The sequence below is a fragment of the Stenotrophomonas sp. 14P6.2.3 genome (assembly GCF_057799055.1).
On the sequence record NZ_JBYOLA010000016.1, the window covers coordinates 1 to 25,154 of the forward strand.

Consider the following 25,154-nt stretch of genomic DNA (forward strand, 5'->3'; position numbering starts at 1 on the left):
GCTCGGTCGCGCCATCCATGGCGCTCACGCCCCCGCAACCGGACCCACCCCGCCTTCGACAGATTCCCGATGCCGTTGGTAGATGTCGACCTTGGTCGACACCTGGATCCACGCCATGCGTGGATGAAAGCCAATTCCATTCGATGATTTCGAAATCGGTAGGAACTTCCATCCATGCACGGCGTGGATGTGCCAGATCTCGGGAAACTGTCAGAGGTGGGGCGGTATGGGCAGGCAGGACCGTTGGCGCCATGGATGGCGCCATCGAGCCCCCATGGATGGGTTTACGGCGTGTCCTGCCTGCCCATACCGCCCCGCCCAGCTCGGGAGCCTGCTTCTGCCCTTGCTCCGGCCTCTGCGGGTGCCGGGCGCAGCCCGGCCGAAGCCCACCCTTCATGCTGCGCCGCAGAATGCATTGGGAGAAATTCCCATGGTCTACTTGAATCGATCTAAATCCGCCGGGGTGCGGATTTGTACCGATGGAAACGAGGGCTCGGCCTGTGCCGCCGGTCTTCGCTGCCGCCCTGCCGCCAAGGAGTCCTGCCCGTGACCAGGTTGTCCCACCGTCGTCCCGACCGCCGCCTGTCGGCACTGTCCCATCGGCCCTTCGCCCGCATCGCCTGCCTGTTGGCCCTCGCGGTGACGCCCTGGCTGCAGGCCGCGCCGGCCGCGCTGGAGCGCGAGGTCAACACCTTCATCGGCAGCAAGGATGACGGCAACACCTTCCCCGGTGCCTCGGCGCCGTTCGGCCTGATCCAGGTCAGCCCGATCGGCAGCCACTATTCGGGCTGGCGCTACGACGACGACAAGATCCGCGGCTTCGGCCACTCCTTCCTGTCCGGCGCCGGTTGCTGGGAGCAGGGTGGGCAGGTCTCGGTGCTGCCGGTGACGGGCAGCATCGGTCCCGGCGGCGACTTCGATACCGCCAACCCCAAGCAGTTCGACCACAAGGCGTATGCCTCGGCCTATACCCATGACGGCGAAATCGGCCAGGCCGGCTACTACAAGGTGCGTCTGACCAGCTACGGCGGCATTGATGCGGAAGCGACGGCGCGTACCCGCGCGGCTGCCGAGCGTTACACCTTCAGCCAGGGCAAGGGCGATGGTCACGTGCTGGTCAATGTCGGTCAGGCCAACGAGCGCCACTCGGTGATCGGCAGCGTGGTCGACGTGGTGGGTGACCGCGTGGTCGAAGGCAAGCTGGTCACCAAGAGCTTCTGTGGTGGCCATCAGTACACCACCTGGTTCCGTATCGAATTCGACCGTCCGTTCAAGGCGCATGGCACCTGGGGCGAGGGCGGTGGCCTGCCGGGCGCGCGCCACAGCATGGAAGGCGAGCAGAAGCCGAATGGCGCGTGGCTCAGCTTCGACCTGGGCAAGGGCAAGTCGGTTACTGCCGTCAGCGCGATTTCGCATGTGGACGCCGAAGGTGCGCGCAACAACCTGCGCGCCGAGGGCATGCAGGGCGGGGCGCTGCTCGGCTTCGAACGCATGCGCGCGCTGTCGCAGCAATCGTGGCGTGAGCAGCTGGCACGCGTGCGTGTGCAGGGCGGCACTGCCGACGATCGCACCGTGTTCTACAGCGCGGTCTATCACGCACTGCTGCAGCCGATGACCGGCAACGATGCCGATGGCCGCTACCGTGGCTATGACGATGGCATCCATCGCGCCGATGGCTGGACCTACTACGAGTACTTCTCGCTGTGGGATACCTACCGTGCGCAGAACCAGTGGCTGGCACTGACCCGTCCGGACGTGGCGCGCGACATCGGCCGTACTCTGCTGGCGATCGACGAGCAGGGTGGCTGGTTGCCGCGCTGGGGCTATGCCAACTTCGAGACCAACATCATGACCGGTGATCCGGTCACCCCGTTCATGGTCGACCTGTGGCGCTTCGGTGCGCTCAAAGGCCGTGAATCGCAGGCATGGGACGCGCTGCGCCGCAATGCCTTCGGCACGCCGCCGCTGAACTCGCGCATGGCCGGCCGTTCCGGCAATCCAACCTATCTGGACAAGGGCTACGTGGTCTACGACCGCGCGTTCCCGTCCAAGGGCATGGACGTTGATCCGCACCACGGTGGTTCGGCTACCTTGGAATACGCGCTGGCCGACTGTGCGCTTTCGCAGATGGCCGATGGCCTCGGCCATGCGCAGGACGCGGCAACGCTGCGTGAGCGCGGTCGCAACTGGCGCAAGGTGTGGGACCCGCAGGTGCGTGATGCCGAGACCGGCTTCACCGGTTTCCCGCGTCCGCGTACCGAGGATGGCCAGTGGTACACCCCGGCCGATGGCCACTACAGCCCGCGCTCGCACCATGGTTTCCATGAAGGCACGGCTTGGCAGTACCAGTGGCTGGCGCAGCAGGACGTGCCGGGCCTGGTCGAAGCGATGGACGGCCGCGAACAGGCCGGCCGCCGCCTCGATGCCTTCTTCGCGATGGATGCGCTGCAGGCCGACCCGCTCAATGCCGCCCGCAAGGAATGGGTGGTCGGCCCGTACAGCTACTACAACCAGTTCCGCTACAACCCCAACAACGAGCCCGACCTGCATTCGCCGTGGCTGTATACGCTGATCGGCCAGCCGTGGAAGACCGCCGCGGTGGTGCGTGCGGCGCAGCAGCTGTTCACCAATGCACCCAACGGTGTGACCGGCAACGACGACCTCGGCACGATGTCGGCCTGGTACCTGTTCAGTGCGATCGGCGTGTACCCGGCGGTGCCGGGCAGCGGCGAGTTCCTGCTGCACACGCCGCGCTTTGCCAAGGTCGAGGTCGAGCTGGGCAATGGCCGCACCCTGCGCATCGAGGCGCCAGGCGCCGATGGCCGCCGCCTGCAGTACGTGCAGGGCGTGCAGGTTGATGGCCAGGCACATGCGCCGGTATGGCTGGGCTGGAACCAGCTGCAGCAGGGCCCGAAGCTGCGCTTCGCGCTTGACGGCACGGCGCCGACGCAGGGCTGGGGCACGGCGGTGAAGGATCTGCCGGTGTCCTGGTGTGCGGCACCAGGCAGCCAACTGCACTGAGCCGGGCTGTGCCGTTCGAGGCAACCCAGCGAACGGCACGGCACGACAGGGCCGCGATCCATTAGGCTTGAGCATCCATCGGAGTGCGGGAAGACGATGAACGACAACGGCGACAGTTCCAGCAAGCGTTCCGGCAAGGCGGTGACGGTGACCGACATCGCCCGTGCCATCGGCGTTTCGCGCGCGACCGTGTCGCTGGTGCTGCGCGGCAGCCCGCTGGTCAACGTCGATACCCGCGCCCGGGTAGAGGCCGAGCTGCGGCGCCAGCGCTATGTCTACAACCGCGCGGCTGCGAACCTGCGGCGACGCACATCGTCCAGCATCGCGCTGGTGATCAACGATCTGTCCAACCCGTTCTTCGCCGAATTCGCCTCCGGTGTGGACGAAGCGCTGGGCGGGCGTGGCTACGTGACCCTGCTCGGCAGTACCGGCGAGTCACCCGAGCGCCAGCAGGCGGTGCTGTCCACGTTGATGGAGCACACGCCTGCAGGCCTGATCCTGTCGCCGGCCGAAGGCAGCGATGCCACGCTGCTGCGGCAGGCGCTGGGTGCCAATGCCAACGTATTGCTGTTCAACCGCGAACTGGAAGGCGCCGAGTGGGACTTCCTGACCCTGGACAATCAGCATGGCGCCTACCTGGCCACCCGCCACCTGATCGAGCGCGGTCATCGCCAGATCGCGTTCTTCGGTGGCCACGCCGCATCGAGTTCCTGCCACCAGCGTCGCGCGGGTTTCCAGCAGGCACTGGCCGAAGCCGGGCTGGCGCTGCCGCCGGGCTGGATGATCGAATCGGCACCCAACCGCCTGGAAGCGGCCGCGCGCACCGACGAACTGTTCGTCGACGGCCATCGGCCGAGCGCGGCGGTCTGCTACAACGACACCGTCGCGCTGGGGCTGATGCTGGGCCTGAACTCACGCGGCATCCGTCCTGGCGGTGACTTCGCGGTGACCGGCTTCGATGATATTTCCGAAGCGTCGGTCGCCGTGCCGCCGCTGACCACCTTGACCGCCGATCCTCGCGAGCGCGGCCGGCAGGCGGCGTCCCTGCTGCTGCTGCGGCTGGAGGAACCGGATGCGCCACCACGGCGCACGGTCGCCCCGGTACAGTTGCGCATCCGCGAAAGCAGTGCCGCACGTCCGAACTGATGCTCTGCTGCTGAACTGATTGCACCCTTCCACGCACCAACGACCTTTCGCGCATCGAGGCGCGTACCGCATGCCGATCTCCGCAACGCCCCGCCCATCGGGTTCCCCGGGCAACCAGCCTGCCGTCACCAACGGCAAGGCGCTGGCCGTGGTCACCACCATCTTCTTCATGTGGGGCTTCCTGACCTGCCTCAACGACATCCTGATTCCGCATCTGAAGGCGGTGTTCGAACTGAACTACGCCAAGGCGATGCTGGTGCAGTTCACCTTCTTCGGCACCTATTTCCTGATGTCGCTGCCGGCCGGGCGGCTGGTGGCGGCGCTGGGCTACAAGAAGGGCATCGTGGCCGGCCTGGTGATCGCCGGCATCGGCGCGCTGGGTTTCTGGCCCGCGGCCGAGCTGCGCGTCTATGGCGCCTTCCTTGGTGCGCTGTTCGTACTGGCCACCGGCATCACGGTGCTGCAGGTAGCGGCCAATCCGTATGTCGCGCTGCTTGGCCCGGAGCAGACCAGCTCCAGCCGCCTGACCCTGGCACAGGCGTTGAACTCGCTGGGTACGGCCATCGCGCCGATCTTCGGCGGCATGCTGATCCTGTCCAACACGGCCATGAGCGGTGAGCAGATTGCTGCACTGCCGGCCGCCGAACAGCTGGCCTACCGTACCGCCGAGGCGCACGCAGTGCAGGGCCCCTACGTGGGCCTGGCCATTGCGCTGGTGCTGCTGGCCCTGTTCGTATTCCTGTTCCGCCTGCCGGCGCTGAACGACACCACCGAGCAGGCTGACGAGGGTCATCAGCACAGCTACCTGGACGCGCTGCGCAAGCGCCATCTGCTGCTGGGTGTGCTCGGCATCTTCTTCTACGTCGGCGCTGAAGTATCGATCGGCAGCTTCCTGGTCAACTACCTGTCGATGCCCACCATCGGCGGCTTCAGCGAGCAGGAAGCCACCCACTATGTGTCGGCCTACTGGACGATGGCGATGATTGGTCGCTTCGCCGGTTCGGCGCTGCTGGCGCGCTTCTCGCCGAGCCGACTGCTGGCGATCTTCGCGCTGGTCAATGTCGGCCTGCTGACGCTGACCATGATGACCTCCGGCAATGTCGCGCTGTACTCGGTGGTGGCGATCGGCCTGTTCAATTCGATCATGTTCCCGACCATCTTCGCGCTCAGCATCGAGCGCCTGGGCCCGCTGACCAGCAAGGGATCGAGCCTGCTGATCATGGCCATCGTCGGTGGTGCCGTGGTGCCTTACCTGCAGGGCGTTCTGGCTGACCACGTCGGCGTGCAGGCCAGCTTCATCCTGCCGCTGCTGTGCTACGGCTACATCATTTTCTACGGACTGGTCGGCGCCCGCGCGCCGGCTGCCGGCACGCAGGGAGGCTGAGTCGAAAATGGGTTCCATCGTCTGCTTCGGCGAAATTTTGATCGATCTACTAGCGCAGCCGCCGGCCTCGGCCGATACCCCGCGCGCGTTCCTGCAGTACGCCGGCGGTGCACCGGCCAACGTCGCGGTGGCCGCCGCACGGCTGGGGGCGAAGACCCAGTTCGTCGGCATGCTCGGCCGTGACATGTTCGGCGACTTTCTGGCGGAGAGCCTGAGCGAACACGGCGTCGGCACCGACTACATCGTGCGTACCGACGCAGCCAAGACCGCGCTGGCCTTCGTTGCACTGGACGCCGGCGGCGAACGCAGCTTCAGCTTCTACCGTCCGCCTGCCGCCGACCTGCTGTTCCGTGACAGCGACTTCCAGGCAGGCTGCTTCGATGGCGCGCAGTGCTTCCATGTCTGTTCCAACAGCCTGACCGAAGCAGACATCGCCGACGCGACGTTCGCCGGCATGGACCGCGCGCGCACGGCCGGTGCGGTGGTCAGTCTGGATCTCAACCTGCGTCCGGCGCTATGGCCGGCCGATGTCGACCCGACACCGCGGTTGTGGCAGGCGCTGGAACGCGCCGACCTGGTCAAGCTGTCGCGGGAAGAACTGGAGTACCTGGCGGCACCGCTCGGCGATGACGGCGAGGCACTGGTGCTGCGGCGCCTGCTGGCTGCCCAGGCACGCTGGGTGATCATCACCGACGGCGCCGCCACGCTGCATTGGTATACCCGTGAAACGCAGGGCAAGGTCACCAGCTTCCGCGTGCCCACCGTGGACACCACCGCAGCCGGTGATGCCTTCGTTGGCGGCGTGCTGGTCGGGCTGCTGGAGCGGGGTGGGGCGGGTGCGGGCTTTGCCGCGTTCTGCCAGGACCCGCAGGCGATCGCCGCCACGCTGCGCTTCGGCGCCGCCGTTGGCGCACTGGCGGTGACACGCAAGGGCGCGTTCGCTGCGATGCCCTCGTTCGATGAAGTGCAGCAATTGCTGCAGGCACAGGATCTTCCCGCATGAGCACCTCGCCCGATTTCCGTTCCCCGGCTTTCCTGCGCGCGCACATCGCCGACACCATGGCGTTCTACCACCCGCGCTGCATCGACCCGAAGGGCGGCTTCTTCCACTACTTCCGTGACTACGGCAGCATCTACGATGCCAGCCATCGCCACCTGGTGAGCAGCACCCGTTTCGTCTTCAACTACGCCATGGCCTACCGCGAATTCGGCAATGCCGAGTATCGCGATGCGGTCGAGCACGGCGTGCGCTACCTGCGCGAGGTGCATCGCAACCCGGCTACCGGCGGCTACGCCTGGACCCTGCGCGAGGGCGTGGTCGAGGACGACATGAACCACTGCTACGGCGTGGCGTTCGTGCTGTTGGCCTACAGTTGTGCATTGAAGGCGGGTATCGAAGAAGCCCGCACGTGGATGGACGAGACCTGGCAGCTGTTGGAAGCACGTTTCTGGGAAGCGGAGCACGGCCTGTACAGGGACGAGGCCGACGGCCAGTGGAACTTCACCGGTTACCGTGGCCAGAACGCCAACATGCACATGTGCGAGGCGATGCTGGCTGCATTCGAGGCCAGTGGCGAGCAGCGCTATGTCGAGCGCGCGCTGCAGCTGGCCGACAACATGACCCGCCGCCAGGCGGCCAAGGCCGGCGGTCTGGTCTGGGAGCACTACGACGTCAACTGGAACATCGACTGGGACTACAACCTGGACGATCCCAAGCATCTGTTCCGGCCATGGGGCTTCCAGCCCGGCCATCAGACCGAGTGGGCCAAGCTGCTGCTGATCCTGGACCGCCACGTGCAGGCCGACTGGCTGCTGCCGACCGCGCAGCATCTGTTCGATGTGGCCGTGGAGCGCAGCTGGGACGAGGCGCGCGGCGGCCTGTACTACGGCTTCGCACCGGAGTCGCGCCGCCAGCCCGGCATGGACGGCGCGCCGATCGGCGGCGACAGCTTCGTCTGCGACGAAGACAAGTACTTCTGGGTGCAGGCCGAGACCCTCGCCACCGCTGCACTGATGGCCAAGCGCACCGGCGATGAGCGCTATTGGCAGTGGTACGACCGTATCTGGGCGTACTCGTGGGAGCACTTCGTCGACCATCGGTACGGCGCGTGGTTCCGTATCCTCGACGCAGACAACCGCAAGTACAGCGACGAGAAGAGCCCGGCTGGCAAGGTCGATTACCACACCATGGGCGCCTGCTACGAAGTGCTGAACGTCGTTCGTTGAACATCGTCCGAATGCAGTAGTGCCAGGCCATGCCTGGCAAAAACAACAGGAGTCCGCACGTGCATCGCCTTCCCCTCGTTGTCCGTCTTCTCCTGCTGTTGATCGCGGCGACCACATTCCCTGCAACCGCCGCACCGCTGCAGGCGCAATGGGAATTCCGCCTGCTGCCCGGCGACGCGCAGGGCGCGGCGCATCCGGGCCTGCAGCAGTGGCGCGCGGCCACGGTGCCGGGCAGCGTGCATACCCATCTGCTGGCGCACGAGCTGATCCGCGATCCCTACGTCGGCGCGCCCGAAGCCGAGCTGCAGTGGATCGGCCTGGCTGACTGGGAGTACCGCGCCCGTTTCGATGTGGACGCCGTCACCTTGGCCAGGCCCAACGCCGAGCTGCGCTTCGATGGCCTGGATACCTATGCCGAGGTGAAGCTCAACGGCAAGCCGCTGCTGCGTGCCGACAATGCCCACCGCACCTGGCGCGCCCGCGTCGAAGGTCGCCTGCGAGCGAAGGGCAATGAGCTGCAGATCGTGTTCCGTTCGCCGATCCGCACGCTGCTGCCGGGCGTGCAGGCGATGCCGCACAAAATCGCAGGCAATTATCCTTCGCCGTACGGCGATGAACCCAAGGACGCGATGGTCGGCAACTTCGCGCGCAAGCCGGCCTACCACTTCGGCTGGGACTGGGGCCCGCGCTACGTTACGGCTGGTGTCTGGCGCGGCGTTGACCTGCAGGCATGGGGCGCGCATCGGTTGACCGACCTGGCCGTACGCACCGATGCGCTTGATGCAGACAAGGCGACGCTGGCCGTGGTGCTGCAGATGGAGCAGGGCGCGGTTGCCGATCCGGTGGCGGTGGACGTTGAGGTGCGTGATCCAGACGGCCGCAGCGTCGCACGCGTGCAGCGCACGGTCGAGCTGAAGCCCGGCCAGAACAGCGTGGAGGTGCCGGTTGAACTGGCCAAGCCGCGGCGCTGGTGGCCGGTCGGTCATGGTGCGCAGGATCGTTACACCGTGCTGGCATCGCTCGACCGTGGTGTCGATCCCACGTTGAAGCGCGAGCAGCGTATCGGTCTGCGCACGGTCGAGCTGCGCCGTGAGCAGGACGACAAGGGAGGGCAGGGCTTCGCCTTCGTGATCAATGGTGTGCCGATCTTCGCCAAGGGCGCGAACGTGATCCCATTCGATGCCTTCCCTGCGCGCGTTGATGCTGCGCGACTGCGCCAGGTGCTGGTCGCCGCGCGCGATGCCAACATGAACATGCTGCGCAACTGGGGTGGTGGTTACTACGAAGACGATGCGTTCTTCGATATCGCCGACGAACTGGGCCTGCTGGTCTGGCAGGATTTCATGTTTGGCGGTGGCATGCAGCCGGGTTACGACCCGGCATTCCGCGCCAGCGTGGTCGCCGAGGCGCGCGACAACGTGCGCCGCCTGCGCCACCATCCCAGCATCGTGCTGTGGTGTGGCAACAACGAAGAAGAAACAGCGTGGAAGGATTGGGGCCACGGCCGCGACCTGAAGTCCGCCGATCCGGCGTTCGCAGCGAAGGTCTGGCAGGGTTACGTTGACCTGTTCGGCAACGACCTGCGCCAGGTGGTGAGCGAAGACGGGCTGGGCGTGCCGTACTGGTCCAGCTCGCCGAGCAACGATCTGGACGAGAAGGCCAACGACTCCACCCGCGGTGACAAGCACTACTGGCAGGTGTGGGGCAATCCGGCATTGCCGGTGCAGGCCTATCTGCGCGAGACCCCGCGCTTCATGTCCGAGTACGGCCTGCAGGCCTGGCCTGCAGTGGCGACGGTGGACCAGATCGCTACCCGTGCGGAGCAGCGCATCGACAGTCCGGTGATCCGCGCGCACCAGAAATTCATGGCCGGCGAGGGCAATACACGCCTGCTGCACTACATCGAGCTGGGCTACGGCACGCCGAAGGACTTCGAGGACTTCGTCTATCTGAGCCAGGTGATGCAGGCCGATGGCATCGCCCTGGCGGCGTTGCACCATCGCGCTTCGCGGCCGTACACGATGGGCTCACTGTACTGGCAGCTCAACGACGTCTGGCCAGGTGCATCGTGGTCGAGCGTGGACTACTTCGGCCGCTGGAAGGCACTGCACTTTGCCGCGCGCCGCTTCTTCGCGCCGGTCACCGTGGCGGCGCTGCGCGATGAGGGCAGGACACGCGTGCGCGTGATCAATGACCAGGCCACGCCGTTGGATGCACGGTGGCGCCTGCGGGTGATGGACGTGGAGGGCAAGGTGCTGCGCCGTCGCGAGCAGGCGGTGACGCTGGTCGCTGCCGGGGTCACCGACATCGGCAACTACGCGGATGCCGAGCTGTTGGCGGGCGCCGATCCGGCGCGGACGGTGGCGGTGTTCGAGCTGCTGCAGGACGGCAGGGTGACGGCGCAGCAGGTCGTTGGGTTCGTCGAAGCCAAGGATCAGGTGCTGCCACGCCAGCAGCTGAAGTCAACGTTGGCGATCGACGGTGACCACTACCGCCTGCGGCTGCAGAGCGCAGCGCTGGTGCGCGCGACCTGGATCGATTTCGGCGCGCTCGACGTGCAGGTGGAAGACAATCTGCTGGACCTGCTGCCGGGCGAAACCCGCGACATCGCCGTGCGTGGCCCGGTGGATCTGACTGCGCTGCGCGAGGCGTTGAAGGTGCGCACCCTCAACGATCGTTGAGGGACACGCTTTGGTAGATGCCAACCTTGGTTGGCACACCAGGAGCATGCCAACCAAGGTTGGCATCTACCAGTTTTCGCTTACAGCTGGATCTGCTGGAAGTTCTCGACGCGGTCATGGCCGTTGGCGGCTGCGCCGATGCGCGGCATCGGGTAGTCCTCCAGGCGATCGATCAGGCGTGTCTGCAGGCCGGCTTCGCGGGCGGCGTCCAGTTCCTCGACTACGTCGGACAGGAACAGAACCTCGCCAGCGGGAACGCCGATGGCCTGCACGATGTGGCGATAGCTGTCGGCCTCGCGCTTGCCACCAACTTCGGTATCGAACCAGCCCGACACCAGCGGGCTGAGGTCACCGGCATCGCTGAAGCCGAAGAACAGCTTCTGCGCCGGCACCGAACCGGAGGAGTACACATACAGCGGCAGGCCCGAAGCGTGCCACCCCTTCAGCACCGGCGCCACTTCCGGGTAGAAGTGCGCGGTGTAGTCGCCACGACGGTAGCCCGCGTCCCAGATCAGCCCCTGCAGGGCCTTCAGCGCGGTGTGCTTGCGGTCCTGGTCGATCCAGCCCTGCAGCGTCTCGGCCACCAGGCTGTCCTGGCAGGCGCCGCCGATCTCGGTGGCGACGGCGTCCAGCCAGCGACGCACCTCCGGCTGCTGGCCATGTTCGGCGACGAAGCCGGGCAGCGCCTGGCGTGCGTACGGGAACAGCACGTTCTTGACGAACGAGATGCTGCTGGTGGTGCCTTCGATGTCGGTCAGGATGACGCGGGGCTGCATTGATCAGGACGCCTGGGTCGGAATGTAACGGGGGAATTTCTGCGCGATGTCGGTGCCGGTGAAGTGACCGACCCAGCCATCCGGCTCGGTGAAGAAGCGGATCGCCACGAAGCTCGGCTCATCGCCCATGTCGAACCAGTGGGTGGTGCCGTCGGGCACGGCGATCAGGTCATCCTTCACGCACTCGATCTCGTAGACCTTGTCGCCCACGTGCAGGGTGAACAGGCCCGAGCCGGCGACGAAGAAGCGCACTTCGTCTTCCTTGTGGAAGTGTTCGTCGAGGAACTTCTTCCTCAGCTCGGCGCGGTTCGGGTTGTCCGGCGCGATCGAGGCCACGTCCACGCTCTTGAAGCCGCGCTCGGCGACCAGGCGGTCGATGTCGGCGCGGTAGGCGGCAAACACCTCGTCCTGGCTTGCGCCCGGGGCGACCGGCGCGGTGGCCTGCCAGCGTTCAAAGGTGACGCCGATCTTCTGCAGTTCGGCAGCGATGATCGCGCCGTCCTGGGTATCCAGCAGCGGCGATTCGGGGTGGGTATCGTCGTAGATGCGCAGTCGGCTCATGGCGGCAGCTTGAACGTCTCGGGGGAGGACAGGGTAGCAGGGTGGCGTCGATGGCCAGATTCCAGATTGGCATCTGGCCTTACCGGAAACGTCAGCGGCGCAGCTTGCGCAGCTCCAGCTCACAATGCAGCAGGAACTCGAACGCTTCCATGTGCCGGCGCGCTTCGGCCATGTCGCGGCCCCAGGCGTACAGGCCGTGGCCGTCGATCAGGTAGCCCCACAGGGTCTGCGTGTCGAGCAGGGCGTCGACCTGGGCCGACAGCACGTCCATGTCCTGGGTGTTGGCAAACACGGGGATGTCGATGGCCATCTCGTGGGTGCTGTTGCCGGCGAAGGCCTTCAGCAGTTCGTAGCCTTCCACCCGGATATGGCCCTGCGGCGCATACAGGCGCGAGGCGATGGTCTGCACCGGAGAATGGGTATGCAGCACGCAGCCGATCTCCGGGAAACGGCGATACAGCTGGGTATGCAGCAGGGTTTCGGCGGAGGGCCGCAGCGGGCGGCCGACGGCCTTGCCATCGAAGTCCACCACCATGATGTCGTCTTCGATCAGCCGGCCCTTGTCCTTGCCGGACACGGTGATCGCGGCGTGGCGGTCATCCAGGCGGTGGGAGAAGTTGCTGCTGGTGGCCGGGGTCCAGCCGGCCTGGGCCAGTTCGCGGACGTTGTCGATCAGCAACTGGGCCAGTTCGCTCAGGCGCGCGGTGTCGTAGGGGAAGGTGGGGGTGTTCATGGGGGCGATTTTACTGGATTCGGCCAACGGCTGAGCCCCTCGTGGCTGGTCGCGTAGAGCGGTTCATGGGGTGGGCGGGGCGGGTGGGCCGTGCAGGGGACGCTGCAAGTACGTCCCTGTAAGCTCGATGGCGCCATCCATGGCGCCAACACCCCTGCACGGCCCACCGCCCCGCCCCTGACAGGTTCCTGCGGGCGGCCAGCCACGGAATGAAGAAGGAAAAGCGAAAGCGGGTCGCTTCGCTGCGCTTGCTCGGAGCGGAGCATGGCTCCGCTCTACAGCAGATTCGTTCCCGAACATTCATTTCCGGGAAAGTTTCATCCACGCATGGCGTGGATCTACCGACAGCTGCGTGGACCTGTCGAAGGCGGGGAGGGGTGAGATTGCGGGGGCGTGAGCCGCATGGATGCGGCGACCGAGCTTACAGGGACGTACTTGCAGCGTCCCCCGCAATCTCACCCCTCCCCGTCAAACCCTCAGACCCGCCGGTGCCGTTGCTCTGGCTTCAAAGGCAGGTGCAGGGCCGCAGGCCCTGCAATGCAGAAAACCTCACTTCCCCCGCAGGCGGCTGTGCTTGAACCCGTAGAAGAAGTAGATCACGAAGCCGACAAACGTCCACACGCCCATCAACATCCAGTTGTGCAGCGTCATCGCCGACAGCAGCGCCAGGCAGCTCAGCACGCCCAGGCTGCAGATCAACCACGCGCCCCGGATGCGGAACGGACGCGGCAGATCCGGCTGGGTGCGGCGCAGGATCAGTACACCGGCACAGACCGCGGCGAAGGCGATCAGCGTGCCCATCGAGGTCAGTTCACCGAGGATGTCCAACGGGAACAGCGCCGCCAGCAGGGCGATGCCGATGCCGGTGATGACCGTATTGATATGCGGCGTGCGGTACTTCGGGTGGATCTTGGTGAACACCGGCGGCAACAGGCCGTCGCGTCCCATGATCATGAAGATGCGCGGCTGGCCGATGATCATCACCAGCACCACCGAGGACAGGCCGATCAATGCGCCGATCTCCACCACCACCCGCAACCAGCCCAGCTGCGGATGCGCGGCCACGGCGGTCACCACCGGCTCATCGGTGCCCAGCAGCTGGTAGGGCACCAGGCCGGTCATGACCGCAGCCATCGCGATGTACAGCACGGTGCAGATCACCAGCGACAGCATCATGCCGATCGGCATGTCGCGCTGCGGCTTGTGTGATTCCTGCGCGGCCACCGATACCGCTTCGAAGCCGATATAGGCGAAGAACACCATCGCCGCACCGCGCAGCACGCCTTCCATGCCGTACTTGCCGGGGCCTTCGTTGGCGGGAATGAACGGGGTCCAGTTGCTGGTGTCCACGTACTTCCAGCCGACCACGATCACCAGCACGATCAGGCCGGTCTTGAGGATGACCATGGCCATGTTCATCGCCGACGACTTGCTGATGCCGACGTAGCACAGCCAGGTCAGCAGCAGCACCAGGATCGCGGCGGGGATGTTGGCGATGGCGCCGGTCGGACGCAGCTGCGCGTCCAATGGGGCGCTGACCAGCGCTGCCGGTAGATGGATGTCGAAATGGCTGAGCAGGCTGAGGAAATAGCCGGTCCAGCTGACCGCCACGGCCGAGGCGGAGACGCCGTACTCGAGCACCAGCATCCAGCCGATGAACCAGGCCGAGAGCTCGCCGAAGGTGGCGTAGGTATAGGTATAGGCGCTGCCGGAGACCGGCACCATCGCCGCGAACTCGGCATAGGCCAGGGCGCAGAAGGCGCAGCAGATCGCGGCCAGCACGAACGACAGCATGATGGCCGGGCCGGCGTGGTTGGCGGCGGCCTGGCCGGTGATGACGAAGATGCCGCCGCCGATCACCGCGCCGATGCCGAGTGCGGTCAGACCCCAGGGGCCGAGGTGGCGACGCAGGCTCAGGCCGTTGGCGTCTTCGTGGGCGGCGTGCGGGTGCTTGGTGGCCCACAGTTGCTTGAACATGTGTGGTGGTCTTGTGCGGTGCGCCCCGTGAACGGGCGCGGGCGGAAATGCTTGCGGATATCGACGGGCCGGCGCAGGGGCCAGCCCGTCGGGAGGATCAGGGCGACTTGGCCAGCTTGCTGTGGCGGATGCCGTAGCCGAAGTAGATCAGCAGGCCCAGCAAGGTCCAGCCCACGAACAGGTGCCAGTGCACCACGAACGCCTGCCAGAACAGGAACAGGCACGACAACGCGCCCAGCGGGCAGATCACCCACACCAGCGGCACGCGGAACGGGCGGTGCAGTTCCGGGCGGGTGTAGCGCAGGATCAGCACGCCCACGCAGACCGTGGCGAAGGCCAGCAGGGTGCCCATCGACACCAGCTCGCCCAGCACGTTCAGCGGCACCAGACCGGCCAGCGAGGCGGCGATCACGCCGACCACGATCGTGGCCCAGTACGGGGTGCGGAAGCGCTTGTGGACCTTGCCGAACACCTTCGGCAGCAGGCCGTCGCGCGAGATGGTATAGGCGATGCGGGTCTGGCCCATCATCATCACCAGTACCACCGAGGACAGGCCGGCAATCGCGCCGATTTCCACCGCGGTCTTCAGCCAGGACAGGCTCGGGTAGGCTTCCAGCGCGGTGGCCACCGGCTTGTCGGTGCCCAGCAGGTGGTACGGCAGCATGCCGGTCAGCACGGCGCAGACGATGATGTAGACGATGGTGCAGACCGCCAGCGAGCCGAGCAGGCCGATCGGCATGTTGCGCTGCGGGTCCTTGGTTTCACCGGCAGCGGTGGAGACCGCATCGAAGCCGATGTAGGCGAAGAACACGATGGTGGCCGCGCGGAACACGCCGCTCCAGCCGAACTCGCCGGACACGCCGGTGTTTTCCGGGATGAACGGGTGCCAGTTGGCCGGGTCCACGTGCGCCGCGCCGATGCCCACGAACAGGCAGATCACGAACACCTTGATGGCCACAATGATCGCGTTGACGAACGCGGACTGGGTCACGCCCACGTACAGCAGGCCGGTCACCGCCGCCACGATCAGTACCGCCGGCAGGTTGAACAGCTTGCCGGAGGCGGCGAACTCGTGCCCGTTCCAGGCGATCGGCGCCGCACTCAGCGCGTCCGGGAACGGCATGTGCAGCGTGGTGGTGATGAAGCTGATCAGGTACGCCGACCAGCCCACCGCGACCGAGGCCGAGGCGAACAGGTACTCCAGCACCAGGCACCAGCCGATGAACCAGGCCATGCCCTCGCCGAGGGTGGCGTAGGAGTAGGAGTAGGCGCTGCCGGAGACCGGCATCATTGCTGCGAACTCGGCGTAGCAAAGGCCCGCCAGCGCGCAGGCAATGCCGGCGAACACGAACGACAGCATCACCGCCGGGCCGGCGTGGTTGGCCGCGGCCTGGCCGGTGAGCACGAAAATACCTGCGCCGATCACCGCACCAATGCCAAGCATGATGAGGTGTTTCGCCGTGAGGGTCCGTTTCAACGTGGCTTCGCCGTCCAGGCTGCCTTCGATGGGTTCGCCGGCATCGACGTGCCCGGCCGGTTCGACCGGCTTGACCCTCAACAGAGCTTTCAGCATGCAGTACTTCCTGATGATCGGATTGGGAGGGCTGCCGGTACATTGCCAGCGGCCCGAATGGTGAAGGCCGCGCAAACGGCCCGCTGTACCTTAGCCAATGCTGAAGGCACCGCACAAGCGCAAACGCAACAATGAGCGGCGATAATGGCCGGTATTTTTCCGGGCACCCCGCATTCATGAGCGAAACCACCGAATCCCTTGCCGTGCTTGACGATCGCCTGCGCCGCCTGCTGCATGACTATGCGCGCAAAGAACCTGCCCACGACGCCCTCGCTGCCGAATTCGGCACATTGATCGACGATGCTGAGGATGCCTTCCGCCGCGAGCGGCTGGCAGGCCATTTCACCGCCAGCTGCTGGCTGGTCAGCGCAGACGGCCAGCGCCTGCTGCTGACCCACCATCGCAAGCTGCAGCGCTGGCTGCAGCTGGGCGGGCATGCCGACGGCGACCGCGACCTGGCCCGGGTGGCGCTGAAGGAGGCCGAAGAGGAGTCCGGCCTGACCGGGCTGGTGCTGGACGATCCGGCGATCTTCGACCTGGACAAGCATTGGATTCCGGAACGCAAAGACGTGCCGGGGCACTGGCACTACGACGTGCGTTTCGTGATCCGTGCGCTGGGCGGCGAGGATTTCGTGCTCAGCGAAGAGTCGCTGGAGCTGGCCTGGCGGCCGGTGGCCGAGGTCGCCCGCGATCCGCAGTCGGATGAATCGATGCAGCGCATGGCGCGCCGGTGGCTGGCACGCTGAAAAAAGCATCCACGCATGGCGTGGATCTACTGGTCGCGCGATCTCTTGGTAGATCCACGCCATGCGTGGATGGCGCAGTATCCAAACGGGCGCAATGCCAGTAGATCCACGCCATGCGTGGATGGCGCAGTATCCAAACGGCCGCAATGCCGGTAGATCCACGCCATGCATGGATGGCGCAGTATCCAAACGGGCGCAATGCCAGTAGATCCACGCCATGCGTGGATGGCGTGGTGCCGGATGCATTCCGCCGGGCATGGCCCGGCGCTACCATCAATACAGGATGCGCGTGCGCAACGTGCCCGGAATCGCCGCCAGCTCGTCACGCACCGCGCTGGCCTGTTCCTCGCTGGCGGTGATGTCGATCACCACGTAACCCACCTTCGGGTCGGTGCGCAGGAACTGGCCGTCGATGTTGACGTTGTGCCGCGAGAAGATCTCGTTGACCTTGGACAGCACGCCCGGCACGTTCTGGTGGATGTGCAGCAGGCGCAGGCTGTCGGCGTGCTCGGGCAGGGTCACTTCCGGGAAGTTGACCGCCGACAGGGTGCTGCCGTTGTCGCTGTAGCGCACCAGCTTGGCGGCCACTTCGATGCCGATGTTGTCCTGCGCTTCCAGCGTGCTGCCGCCGACGTGCGGGGTCAGGATTACGTTGTCGTGGCGGGTCAACGGCGATTCGAAGATATCGCCGTTGCCCTTCGGCTCGACCGGGAAGACGTCCAGCGCCGCGCCGCCGATGTGGCCGCTGGCCAGCGCAGCATCCAGCGCATCGATGTCGACCACGGTGCCGCGCGCAGCGTTGATCAGGTGCGCGCCACGGCGCATCTTCGCCAGCTCGGCGCTGCCGATCATCCACTGCGTGGAGGGCGTCTCCGGCACGTGCAGGGTGACGATGTCGGCGCGCGCCAGCAGGTCATCCAGGCTGGCCGCGGCACGGGCATTGCCCAGCGACAGCTTGGTTTCCACGTCGTGGAAGATCACCTGCATGCCCAGCGATTCGGCCAGTACGCCCACCTGGGTGCCGATATGCCCGTAGCCGATGATGCCCAGCACCTTGCCGCGCACCTCGTGGCTGCCGCTGGCCGACTTCGACCAGCCGCCGCGATGGCATTCGGCGTTCTTCTGCGGGATGCCACGGGTCAACATGATGGCTTCGGCGATTACCAGCTCGGCGACGCTGCGGGTATTGGAGTAGGGCGCGTTGAATACCGGAATACCGGCCAGCTCGGCCGCATCCAGGTCGACCTGGTTGGTGCCGATGCAGAAGCAGCCGACCGCGATCAGGCGCTTGGCCTCGGCCAGCACCTCGGCGCTGAGCTGGGTGCGCGAACGGATGCCGACGATGTGCGCCTCGGCGATCCGCGCTTTCAGTTCGTCCTCGGGCAGTGCCTTGGTGTGCGCCTCGATCTGGCTGTAGCCGGCGGCACTGAACACCTCCACGGCGGTCTGGCTGACCCCCTCCAACAACAGCACGCGGATATCCTGCTTCGGGAACGAGGTCTTCTTCGGCGACATGGGGCGGCACGGCCAGTGGGACAGGGGCTGACCACTATGCCAGATCGCAACGCCCATGGTGCAGTGCGCAATTGGTTGCAACTGCAGCTATTGAAGGCGCTGCAGGGCTGGACGCTGGGCCCGGCCACTGGCACGCTTGCCCGTTCTTCACGCCCCGCGCTGGACCGTCATGACCGATTCCCGAATCGCCTCGTTGCAGCAGGCCTGTCCCGGCCTGAAGCTGAAGACCGACCCTGCCGACCTGGAGCACTACGGGCGCGACTGGACCCGGCGCTGGACGCCGGCGCCGCTGGCGATCGCGTTGCCGGCCACGGTGGAAGAAGTGCAGGCGGTGATGCGCTGGAGCGCGGCCGAAGGCGTGGCAGTGGTTCCGTCCGGTGGTCGCACCGGCCTGTCCGGCGGCGCGGTGGCGGCCCATGGCGAGCTGGTGCTGAGCCTGGAACGGATGAACAAGGCGCTGGACTACGATGCCGTCGACCGTACCCTGGTGGTGCAGGCCGGCATGCCGTTGGAGGCGCTGCACAACGCCGCGCTGGAGCACGGCCTCATCTATCCGGTGGACTTCGCTGCACGCGGCTCGTGTTCGATCGGCGGCAACATCGCCACCAATGCCGGTGGCATCCGGGTGATCCGCTACGGCAATACCCGCGAATGGATCGCAGGACTGAAGGTGGTCACCGCCACGGGCGAACTGCTCGAGCTCAACAAGGGCCTGATCAAGAACTCCAGCGGCTACGATTTCCGCCAGCTGCTGATCGGCTCGGAAGGCACCCTGGGCGTGATCGTCGAGGCCACGGTGAAACTCACCGACCCGCCGCCGGCCAGCAACGTGATGCTGCTGGCGCTGCCCAGCTTCGACGTGCTGATGCAGGTGTTCGCCGCCTTCCGCGCGCGACTGCAGCTGCAGGCGTTCGAATTCTTCACCGACCGTGCGCTGGAGCACGTGCTGTCACACGGCGCGCAGGCACCGTTCGATGAAGTACACCCCTATTACGTGGTGACCGAATTCGCTGCCGGCGATGAAGCGCAGGAAGCTGCGGCAATGGCCGCCTTCGAAGACTGCATGGGCAATGGCTGGGTCAGCGACGGGGTGATCAGTGCCAGCGATGCCCAGGCGGCGCAGCTGTGGCGCCTGCGCGAGGGCATCACCGAGGCGCTGGCGCGCTACAAGCCCTACAAGAACGATGTCTCGGTGCGGATCTCGTCGATGCCGGCGTTCCTGGCCGAGACCCAGGCGCTGATCGGCGACGCCTACCCGCATTTCGATGTGGTCTGGTTCGGCCATATCGGTGACGGCAACCTGCACATCAATGTGCTCAAGCCGGATGACACCAGCGATGCCGACTTCGTGACCCAGTGCGAGCACGTGACCAAGCTGCTGGCGCAGGTGCTGGCGCGCTTCAATGGCAGCATTTCGGCCGAGCACGGCATCGGCCTGGTCAAGAAGGGCTACCTGGACAGCACCCGTGGCCCGGCCGAGATCGGGCTGATGAAGGCGGTCAAGCGCGCGTTCGATCCCGAAGGGCGGCTGAATCCCGGAAAATTGTTCGACCTTTGACACGGGCAAAGACTTCACCCAGCCGTTACGCTCCACCCACCCAATCGATGAACTCCCTGACCATGATCCGTCCGCTTCTGCTGGTTGCCCTGTTGTCCCTGCCGCTGGCCGGCTTCGCTTCGAGCTTTGCCGGCACCTCGGCCGGGTCGGCGACGGGCGCTTCTTCGGGTTCCTCGGGCAGCAGCTCGGGCGATGACAAGGTGGTGCTGGCTGCACGCGATGATGCGGCGGCGTTTGTCGCCAGCGATGGCCAGATCCGTGGCGCACGCCTGCAGGCGGCACTGGTGCACCTGCGCGAGCAGGATGCAGCTGCACGGCAGCAGAGCGACCTGCAGCTGGCGCGCGCGCTTCTGGCGCGTTGATTCAGCGCCCGGGTAGTGCCGGCCGCTGGCCGGCAACCTCATGACATCTGTTCGGAACGCAGCCACGCATGGCGTGGCTCTACTGCTGATCGCTCACGCTGCGCATGCGGCTGAGCGCCTGCAGCTGGACCCTACCGGGCTGAGCCCGGCGCAGCAGCAGGTGGCGACGCAGACACTGAGTGATGTGCAGTCGCTGCTGCCGGAAGGCCTGCTGCGGGCATTGCCCGCGCAGGTAAAGGTCGGCTGGCGTGACGACCTGCCCGCGAACGTACATGGCCGTGCCTTCGCCGGACGCATCGCGCTGCGTCGCGACCTGCTGGATGATGACGTGGCCGGTGCCCGCCGCGCGCGGCGTAGCGCGCTGGTGCATGAACTGACCCATGTCGCCGACCGCACTGGTGCGAACTGGTCGCGCAGCGCCCGCTGGCGTGACCTTGCAGGTTGGCAGCGCAAGCCATGGCACCTGGGCCGAGGTGACAATGCCTTCCGCGACCGCAGCCCCGATGCCTACGAACTGACCGACCCGGCCGAGTACCTGGCGGTGAACGCCGAACACTTCGTGCTGGATGCAGAGTTCGCGTGCCGACGCCCGGCATTGGCGCAGTGGTATCGCGCACACTTCGGTACGCCGCCATCGTTGCCTGCGCCGCACTGCGCGGACACGGTTCCGCTGTTGCAGGCCGGCGCGGAAGAGGGCGCCGCTTCGCTGCTGGCACTGGACCCTGCCCGGGTGTACGCCGTGGACTATCTGTTCGCCGAAGGCAGTGCGCAGCCGATGAGCCGCTGGGGTCACAGCATGCTTCGGCTGTTGATCTGCCGTCCCGGTCGCGCACCGGGACCGGACTGCAGGCTGGACTTGGAGCATCACCGGGTGCTGTCCTTCCGCGCCTTCGTCGGCGATGTGCAGATCTCCAACTGGCGCGGCCTGACCGGTGGCTATCCTTCGCGCCTGTTCGTGCTGCCGCTGCAGCAGGTGGTGGACGAGTACACCAAGGTCGAACTGCGCGGACTGGCCTCGCTGCCGCTGCAGCTGGACCGCAGTGAGATCGCCAGCCTGCTCGAGCGCACTGCACAGGTGCACTGGAGCTATGACGGCCGCTATTACTTCGTCAGCAACAACTGCGCGGTGGAGACGGCGAAGCTGCTGCAGGCAGGCGTTCCGCGTCTGGGCGAAGCCGGCCTTGCCCAGCTGAGCCCGCGTGGATTGCGGCGACGGCTGGCGCGGCTGCATGCCCTGGACGAGCAGGTGCTGGCCGATCCCGCGCAGGCACAGGCGCAGGGCTACTACTTTGCGTCCGCGCGCGATCACTACCAGCAGTTGTTTTCGGTTGCCGCAGCGCAGATGGCATTGCCGGCGCGCGATGTGCGCGCATGGCTGGCGCTGCCGGCGCAACAGCGCGCACCGTGGTTGCTGCGCGGTGATGTGCGCGCCAGTGCCGGCCTGCTGCTGCTGGAACAGGCGGCGCAGCGGCGCGCGGAACTGCGGTCACGCGATGCACTGAAGCGGCGGTTGCTTGCCGACCCGGACAGCGCGGCCACCCGTTCGCTGCGTGCGTTGCTGGAACAGAGCGGCCAGTGGTTGCGCCCGGGCCAGTTGCTGGCCGACGCTGGTTACGGCCTGCCGCAGGCGGAAGAACAGGCAGAGGTTGCACGCGCCGTGAACGTTGCCAGCGCACAGGCCATACCCGCCTGGCAGGCACTTCGCGTGCAGCTGCGCGCGCAGTTGCCACCATCGCAGCAGCGCGAGCTGGATGACATCGACCGCAATCTCGCTGCGTTGGGTGCGCGGGTGCGTGAGCAGGCCGCCGAAGTGCCACCTACTGGCGCGGCAGCTCGATGACGAAACGACTGCCTCCGGCCGTGCCCGGCGTGCAGTAGACCTGGCCGCCGTGCGCATCGGCGATGGCCTTGACCACCGCCAGGCCGAGGCCACTGCCACCGCCCAGGCGCGATCGTGAGCCGTCGCCGCGCATGAACGGATTGAAGATGTCCGCGTGCAGGGCCGGGTCGATACCGGGGCCTTCGTCCTCGATCGCCACCTGCACGTGGGCCACGGTGTCATGCACGGCGATGCGTACCTTGCCCGGGTTGGCATAGCGGCGCGCGTTCTCCAGCAAGGCCAGCAGCGCCTGCCGCAACCGCGTCGGGTCGCAATGGGCGGGGTGCTCTTCGCGGCTGGTTTCCAGCTCCAGCACGAAGCCGGCGCTGCGGAAGGCAGGATCGACCAGGGTCATCACCGAATGCACTTCGGCCACAACGTCGGTGCGGGCGCGGCGCACATCGAGGCGGGCATTGTCGGCCAGGCTCAGTACCCGCAGGTCCTCGATCAGCCGCGACAGGCCCTCGACCTGCGCCAGCAGGCTGCGGAACTGCGACTCATCAGGCTGGAACACGCCTTCGGCGAGGCCCTGCAGGCGGCCGCGCAGGATCGTCACCGGCGTGCGCAGTTCGTGGGCGATGGCCGCGTGCCACATTACCCGTTCGCTTTCCATGTGCTGCAGGCGGCGCGCCATCGCATTGAAGTCGTCCACCAGCGCTGCGACCTCGCCGGGGGAGTTGGCCTCGGCCGTGGCGCGCGCGCCGAGATCGCCGCCCGCCAGCGCACGTACGCTGTCCACCAGTGAATTGAGCGGCGACAGGATGCGGTGGGCCAGGCGGAACGAGGCGGCGATCGCCAGCGCCAGCCCGGTCAGGATCACCCCGACCATCCACGCCAGTTCAGGCCCAGTCGGCAGCCATCCTTCCGGCTCTTCGGCGCTGGCCGGGAAGAACTCGATCAGCACCGCATACAGCAGCCACGAAGAGAGGATCACCATCACGATGACGCCGACGACCATCAGCGACATCGACACGATGATGTGCCGGCTGAGCCCGGAGCGGCGCATCAGCGGTCTGCCATCAGGCGGTAGCCGACACCGCGCACGCTGGCCGGAATCTGGGTGAGGCCCACTTCGTCCAGTTTGCGCCGCAGCTTGCTGACATGGCTGTCCACGGTGCGTTCCAGTGCTTCGCTTTCCGGCAGGCATTCGTGCATCAGCTCGCTGCGGCTGAAGATCCGTGACGGCGCCAATGCCATGCAATGCAGCAGCTTGAACTCGGTCAGCGTCAACAGCAGCTCGTGGCTGTAGCCGTCGCCTTCCACATGCACCGCGTGGGTGGCGGTGTCGATCAGCAGCGGGCCGACGCGCAGGGCACTGGGCGCATCCGCCCGCGAACTGCGCAGCGTACGCCGCAGTACTGCGCGAACGCGTGCCGCCACCTCGGCGGGGTTGAACGGCTTGACTACATAGTCATCCGCGCCCATCCGCAGTGCGGTCAGCTTGTCCAGATCCTGGTCCAGCGCGGTCAGCATGATGACCGGCGTTTCGCCGCGCTGGCGCAGCTGGGTCAGCACGCTCCAGCCATCCAGCCGCGGCAGCTGCACGTCCAGCAGTACAAGGTCCGGGCGCATGCTGCGATGCATGTCCAATGCAATCTGGCCATCGGCCGCACGCAGGGTGCGCAGGCCCTCGCGTTCAAGGTAGGCGGCAAGAATGTCGGCGATCTCGGCTTCGTCCTCGACGATCAGGACCAGCGCCGCGAGGGCAGGGGAGGCATGCATGGCAAGGCGAGGCCGGAAGGTGCTTGCCCTCCATCGTATCTCCACAGTTCCTCCATCGAAACCCCATCATCGCCACGCACACTGCGCGCTTCATGATTCGTCAGCCGCGTCTGCGGCACTGTGCACAGCAATGAGAACCTTCAGGACTCCGGTCGCGCTGGTCGCGACCTTCGCCTTGGCCATGACGGCCTGCTCCCGCCCCGAACCCACCGTCGAAGCCGTGCCGCGTGTCAGCGTGGTTACGGTCGGCCCGCAGGTGGTGCAGCGTGATGATGAACTGCCCGGTCGGGTGGCGGCGGTGCGCACCGCGCAGATCCGTGCGCAGGTCGGCGGCATCGTGCAGCGCCGGATGTTCGAGCAGGGCGCGGAAGTACATGCCGGGGAGCCACTGTTCCAGATCGACCCGGCGGCGTTCCGCGCCGACGTCGATTCGGCGCTGGCGGCCCTGCAGCGCAGTGAGGCCGCCCTCGGCCGCAGCCGGGTGCAGTCACAGCGGCTGCAGGCACTGGCCGCCGCGCAGGCGGTAAGCCAGCAGCATCGCGACGATGCCAGCGCCGAGCACGAGCAGGCCCGCGCAGCGGTCAACGAAGCGCGGGCGATCCTGGCGCGACGCCAGCTCGACCTGCGCTACGCGACGGTCAGTGCACCGATCGATGGGCGCATCGACCAGGCATTGGTGACCGAAGGCGCGCTGGTCGGCGTCGCCGATGCCGAGCCGATGGCGGTGGTGCAGCAGATCGACCAGGTCTATGTGGACGTACGCCAGCCTGCATCACAGCTGCAGGCCCTGCGGCGCGGTGCGGTGGACGGCGAGCTGCCGGTGACGATCATCGGCGCGGCGGGTACGCCGCTGCCCGAGCGCGGCCGGCTGTTGTTCTCCGGTGTCAATGTCGATGCACGCACCGGTGATGTGATCCTGCGCATCCTGGTCGACAACCCTGAGCGGCAGCTGTTGCCGGGCATGTACGTTCGTGCCCGGGTGCCGCGCGGTGCGCCGGCCAGCGCGCTGCTGCTGCCTCAGCAGGCGGTGCTGCGCAGCGCCGGTGGCCAGGCCTATGCCTGGGTCATCGCCGCCGATGGCAAAGCAGTGATCCGCACGCTGGAGGTGGACGGCAGCGTCAACCGGCAATGGCTGGTGCGACATGGCCTGAAGGCGGGCGAGAAGGTCGTGGTGGAAGGCCAGGAGCGCCTGCAGGAGGGCGTGCTGGTCGATCCGCGCGACTGGCAGGTGCCGGTCGCCAGCGCCAACGCCAACGCAACGCCGACACCCGCAAGCCAGGGCTGAGCCCTTCCA

The 25,154-nt window shown here is 66.6% G+C and carries 19 protein-coding genes; 11 read left to right on the forward strand and 8 right to left on the reverse strand.

All coding sequences use genetic code 11. The annotated features are described in order from the left end of the window. Positions 1–546: 546 nt before the first annotated feature. The 6 genes from AC27VL_RS13475 (at position 547) to AC27VL_RS13500 (ending at position 10,458) form a co-directional block, all read left to right on the forward strand. A complete protein-coding gene (locus tag AC27VL_RS13475; protein ID WP_488766893.1) occupies positions 547–3,021 on the forward strand; it encodes a GH92 family glycosyl hydrolase in 2,475 nt (824 codons plus the stop codon). A 96-nt stretch (positions 3,022–3,117) separates the two neighbouring features. Then, positions 3,118–4,167 (forward strand): LacI family DNA-binding transcriptional regulator, encoded by a 1,050-nt coding sequence (locus AC27VL_RS13480; protein ID WP_488766895.1) that lies wholly within the window; start codon positions 3,118–3,120, stop codon positions 4,165–4,167. 70 nt (positions 4,168–4,237) lie between these two features. After that, on the forward strand, positions 4,238–5,551 hold the full coding sequence (gene fucP / locus AC27VL_RS13485) for an L-fucose:H+ symporter permease (protein WP_100552416.1): 1,314 nt from the start codon (positions 4,238–4,240) through the stop codon (positions 5,549–5,551). Positions 5,552–5,558: 7 nt separating this feature from the next. After that, entirely contained in the window at positions 5,559–6,554 is a 996-nt protein-coding gene (locus AC27VL_RS13490) for a carbohydrate kinase family protein (protein WP_346559590.1), read from the forward strand. After that, on the forward strand, positions 6,551–7,777 hold the full coding sequence (locus AC27VL_RS13495) for an AGE family epimerase/isomerase (RefSeq protein ID WP_488766898.1): 1,227 nt from the start codon (positions 6,551–6,553) through the stop codon (positions 7,775–7,777). Before AC27VL_RS13490 ends, AC27VL_RS13495 begins: the two co-directional genes overlap by 4 nt. Positions 7,778–7,836: 59 nt before the next feature. After that, the gene (locus AC27VL_RS13500; protein ID WP_488766900.1) at positions 7,837–10,458 is read left to right on the forward strand and encodes a beta-mannosidase; all 2,622 of its coding nucleotides are present in this window, start codon (positions 7,837–7,839) and stop codon (positions 10,456–10,458) included. A gap of 80 nt (positions 10,459–10,538) precedes the next feature. Here the strand turns inward: AC27VL_RS13500 and mtnC are convergent, their stop codons facing one another. The 5 genes from mtnC to AC27VL_RS13525 all read right to left on the reverse strand — a co-directional run bounded on the left by mtnC (position 10,539) and on the right by AC27VL_RS13525 (position 16,078). Further along, a complete protein-coding gene (gene mtnC, locus AC27VL_RS13505) occupies positions 10,539–11,234 on the reverse strand; it encodes an acireductone synthase (RefSeq protein WP_488766902.1) in 696 nt (231 codons plus the stop codon). Between the two features lie 3 nt (positions 11,235–11,237). Continuing rightward, positions 11,238–11,795: a 1,2-dihydroxy-3-keto-5-methylthiopentene dioxygenase gene (locus AC27VL_RS13510; RefSeq protein WP_025874787.1), complete on the reverse strand. Its 558-nt coding sequence runs from the start codon at positions 11,793–11,795 to the stop codon at positions 11,238–11,240. Between the two features lie 91 nt (positions 11,796–11,886). Then, positions 11,887–12,528: a methylthioribulose 1-phosphate dehydratase gene (locus AC27VL_RS13515; RefSeq protein ID WP_059064090.1), complete on the reverse strand. Its 642-nt coding sequence runs from the start codon at positions 12,526–12,528 to the stop codon at positions 11,887–11,889. Between the two features lie 549 nt (positions 12,529–13,077). Continuing rightward, positions 13,078–14,505 (reverse strand): amino acid permease, encoded by a 1,428-nt coding sequence (locus tag AC27VL_RS13520; protein ID WP_100552419.1) that lies wholly within the window; start codon positions 14,503–14,505, stop codon positions 13,078–13,080. 97 nt (positions 14,506–14,602) lie between these two features. After that, entirely contained in the window at positions 14,603–16,078 is a 1,476-nt protein-coding gene (locus AC27VL_RS13525; protein ID WP_089240873.1) for an amino acid permease, read from the reverse strand. Positions 16,079–16,254: 176 nt separating this feature from the next. On the opposite strand from AC27VL_RS13525, the gene AC27VL_RS13530 reads away from it, so the two are divergent. Next, on the forward strand, positions 16,255–16,824 hold the full coding sequence (locus tag AC27VL_RS13530) for an NUDIX hydrolase (protein WP_180166947.1): 570 nt from the start codon (positions 16,255–16,257) through the stop codon (positions 16,822–16,824). A gap of 273 nt (positions 16,825–17,097) precedes the next feature. Here the strand turns inward: AC27VL_RS13530 and serA are convergent, their stop codons facing one another. Further along, entirely contained in the window at positions 17,098–18,339 is a 1,242-nt protein-coding gene (gene serA / locus AC27VL_RS13535; protein WP_488766905.1) for a phosphoglycerate dehydrogenase, read from the reverse strand. Between the two features lie 169 nt (positions 18,340–18,508). Between serA and AC27VL_RS13540 the strand changes: the two genes are divergently transcribed. From AC27VL_RS13540 to AC27VL_RS13550, 3 genes are all read left to right on the forward strand, one after another. Then, entirely contained in the window at positions 18,509–19,897 is a 1,389-nt protein-coding gene (locus AC27VL_RS13540; protein WP_100465227.1) for an FAD-binding oxidoreductase, read from the forward strand. 62 nt (positions 19,898–19,959) lie between these two features. Further along, the gene (locus AC27VL_RS13545) at positions 19,960–20,259 is read left to right on the forward strand and encodes a DUF2388 domain-containing protein (protein WP_488766906.1); all 300 of its coding nucleotides are present in this window, start codon (positions 19,960–19,962) and stop codon (positions 20,257–20,259) included. Between the two features lie 40 nt (positions 20,260–20,299). Further along, entirely contained in the window at positions 20,300–22,099 is a 1,800-nt protein-coding gene (locus tag AC27VL_RS13550; protein ID WP_488766907.1) for a DUF7844 domain-containing protein, read from the forward strand. On the opposite strand, the gene AC27VL_RS13555 is transcribed toward AC27VL_RS13550, so the two are convergent. Then, complete coding sequence (locus AC27VL_RS13555) at positions 22,077–23,144, reverse strand: ATP-binding protein (protein ID WP_100465229.1); 1,068 nt, start codon at positions 23,142–23,144, stop codon at positions 22,077–22,079. The genes AC27VL_RS13550 and AC27VL_RS13555 overlap by 23 nt on opposite strands. Then, positions 23,144–23,860: a response regulator gene (locus tag AC27VL_RS13560; protein ID WP_089240884.1), complete on the reverse strand. Its 717-nt coding sequence runs from the start codon at positions 23,858–23,860 to the stop codon at positions 23,144–23,146. The genes AC27VL_RS13555 and AC27VL_RS13560 overlap by 1 nt, the downstream gene beginning before the upstream one ends. A 130-nt stretch (positions 23,861–23,990) precedes the next feature. Here AC27VL_RS13560 and AC27VL_RS13565 point away from each other — a divergent pair, with 130 nt between their 5' ends. Beyond that, positions 23,991–25,145, forward strand: coding sequence for an efflux RND transporter periplasmic adaptor subunit (locus tag AC27VL_RS13565; RefSeq protein ID WP_488766909.1), 1,155 nt, complete (start codon positions 23,991–23,993; stop codon positions 25,143–25,145). Positions 25,146–25,154 lie beyond the last annotated feature (9 nt).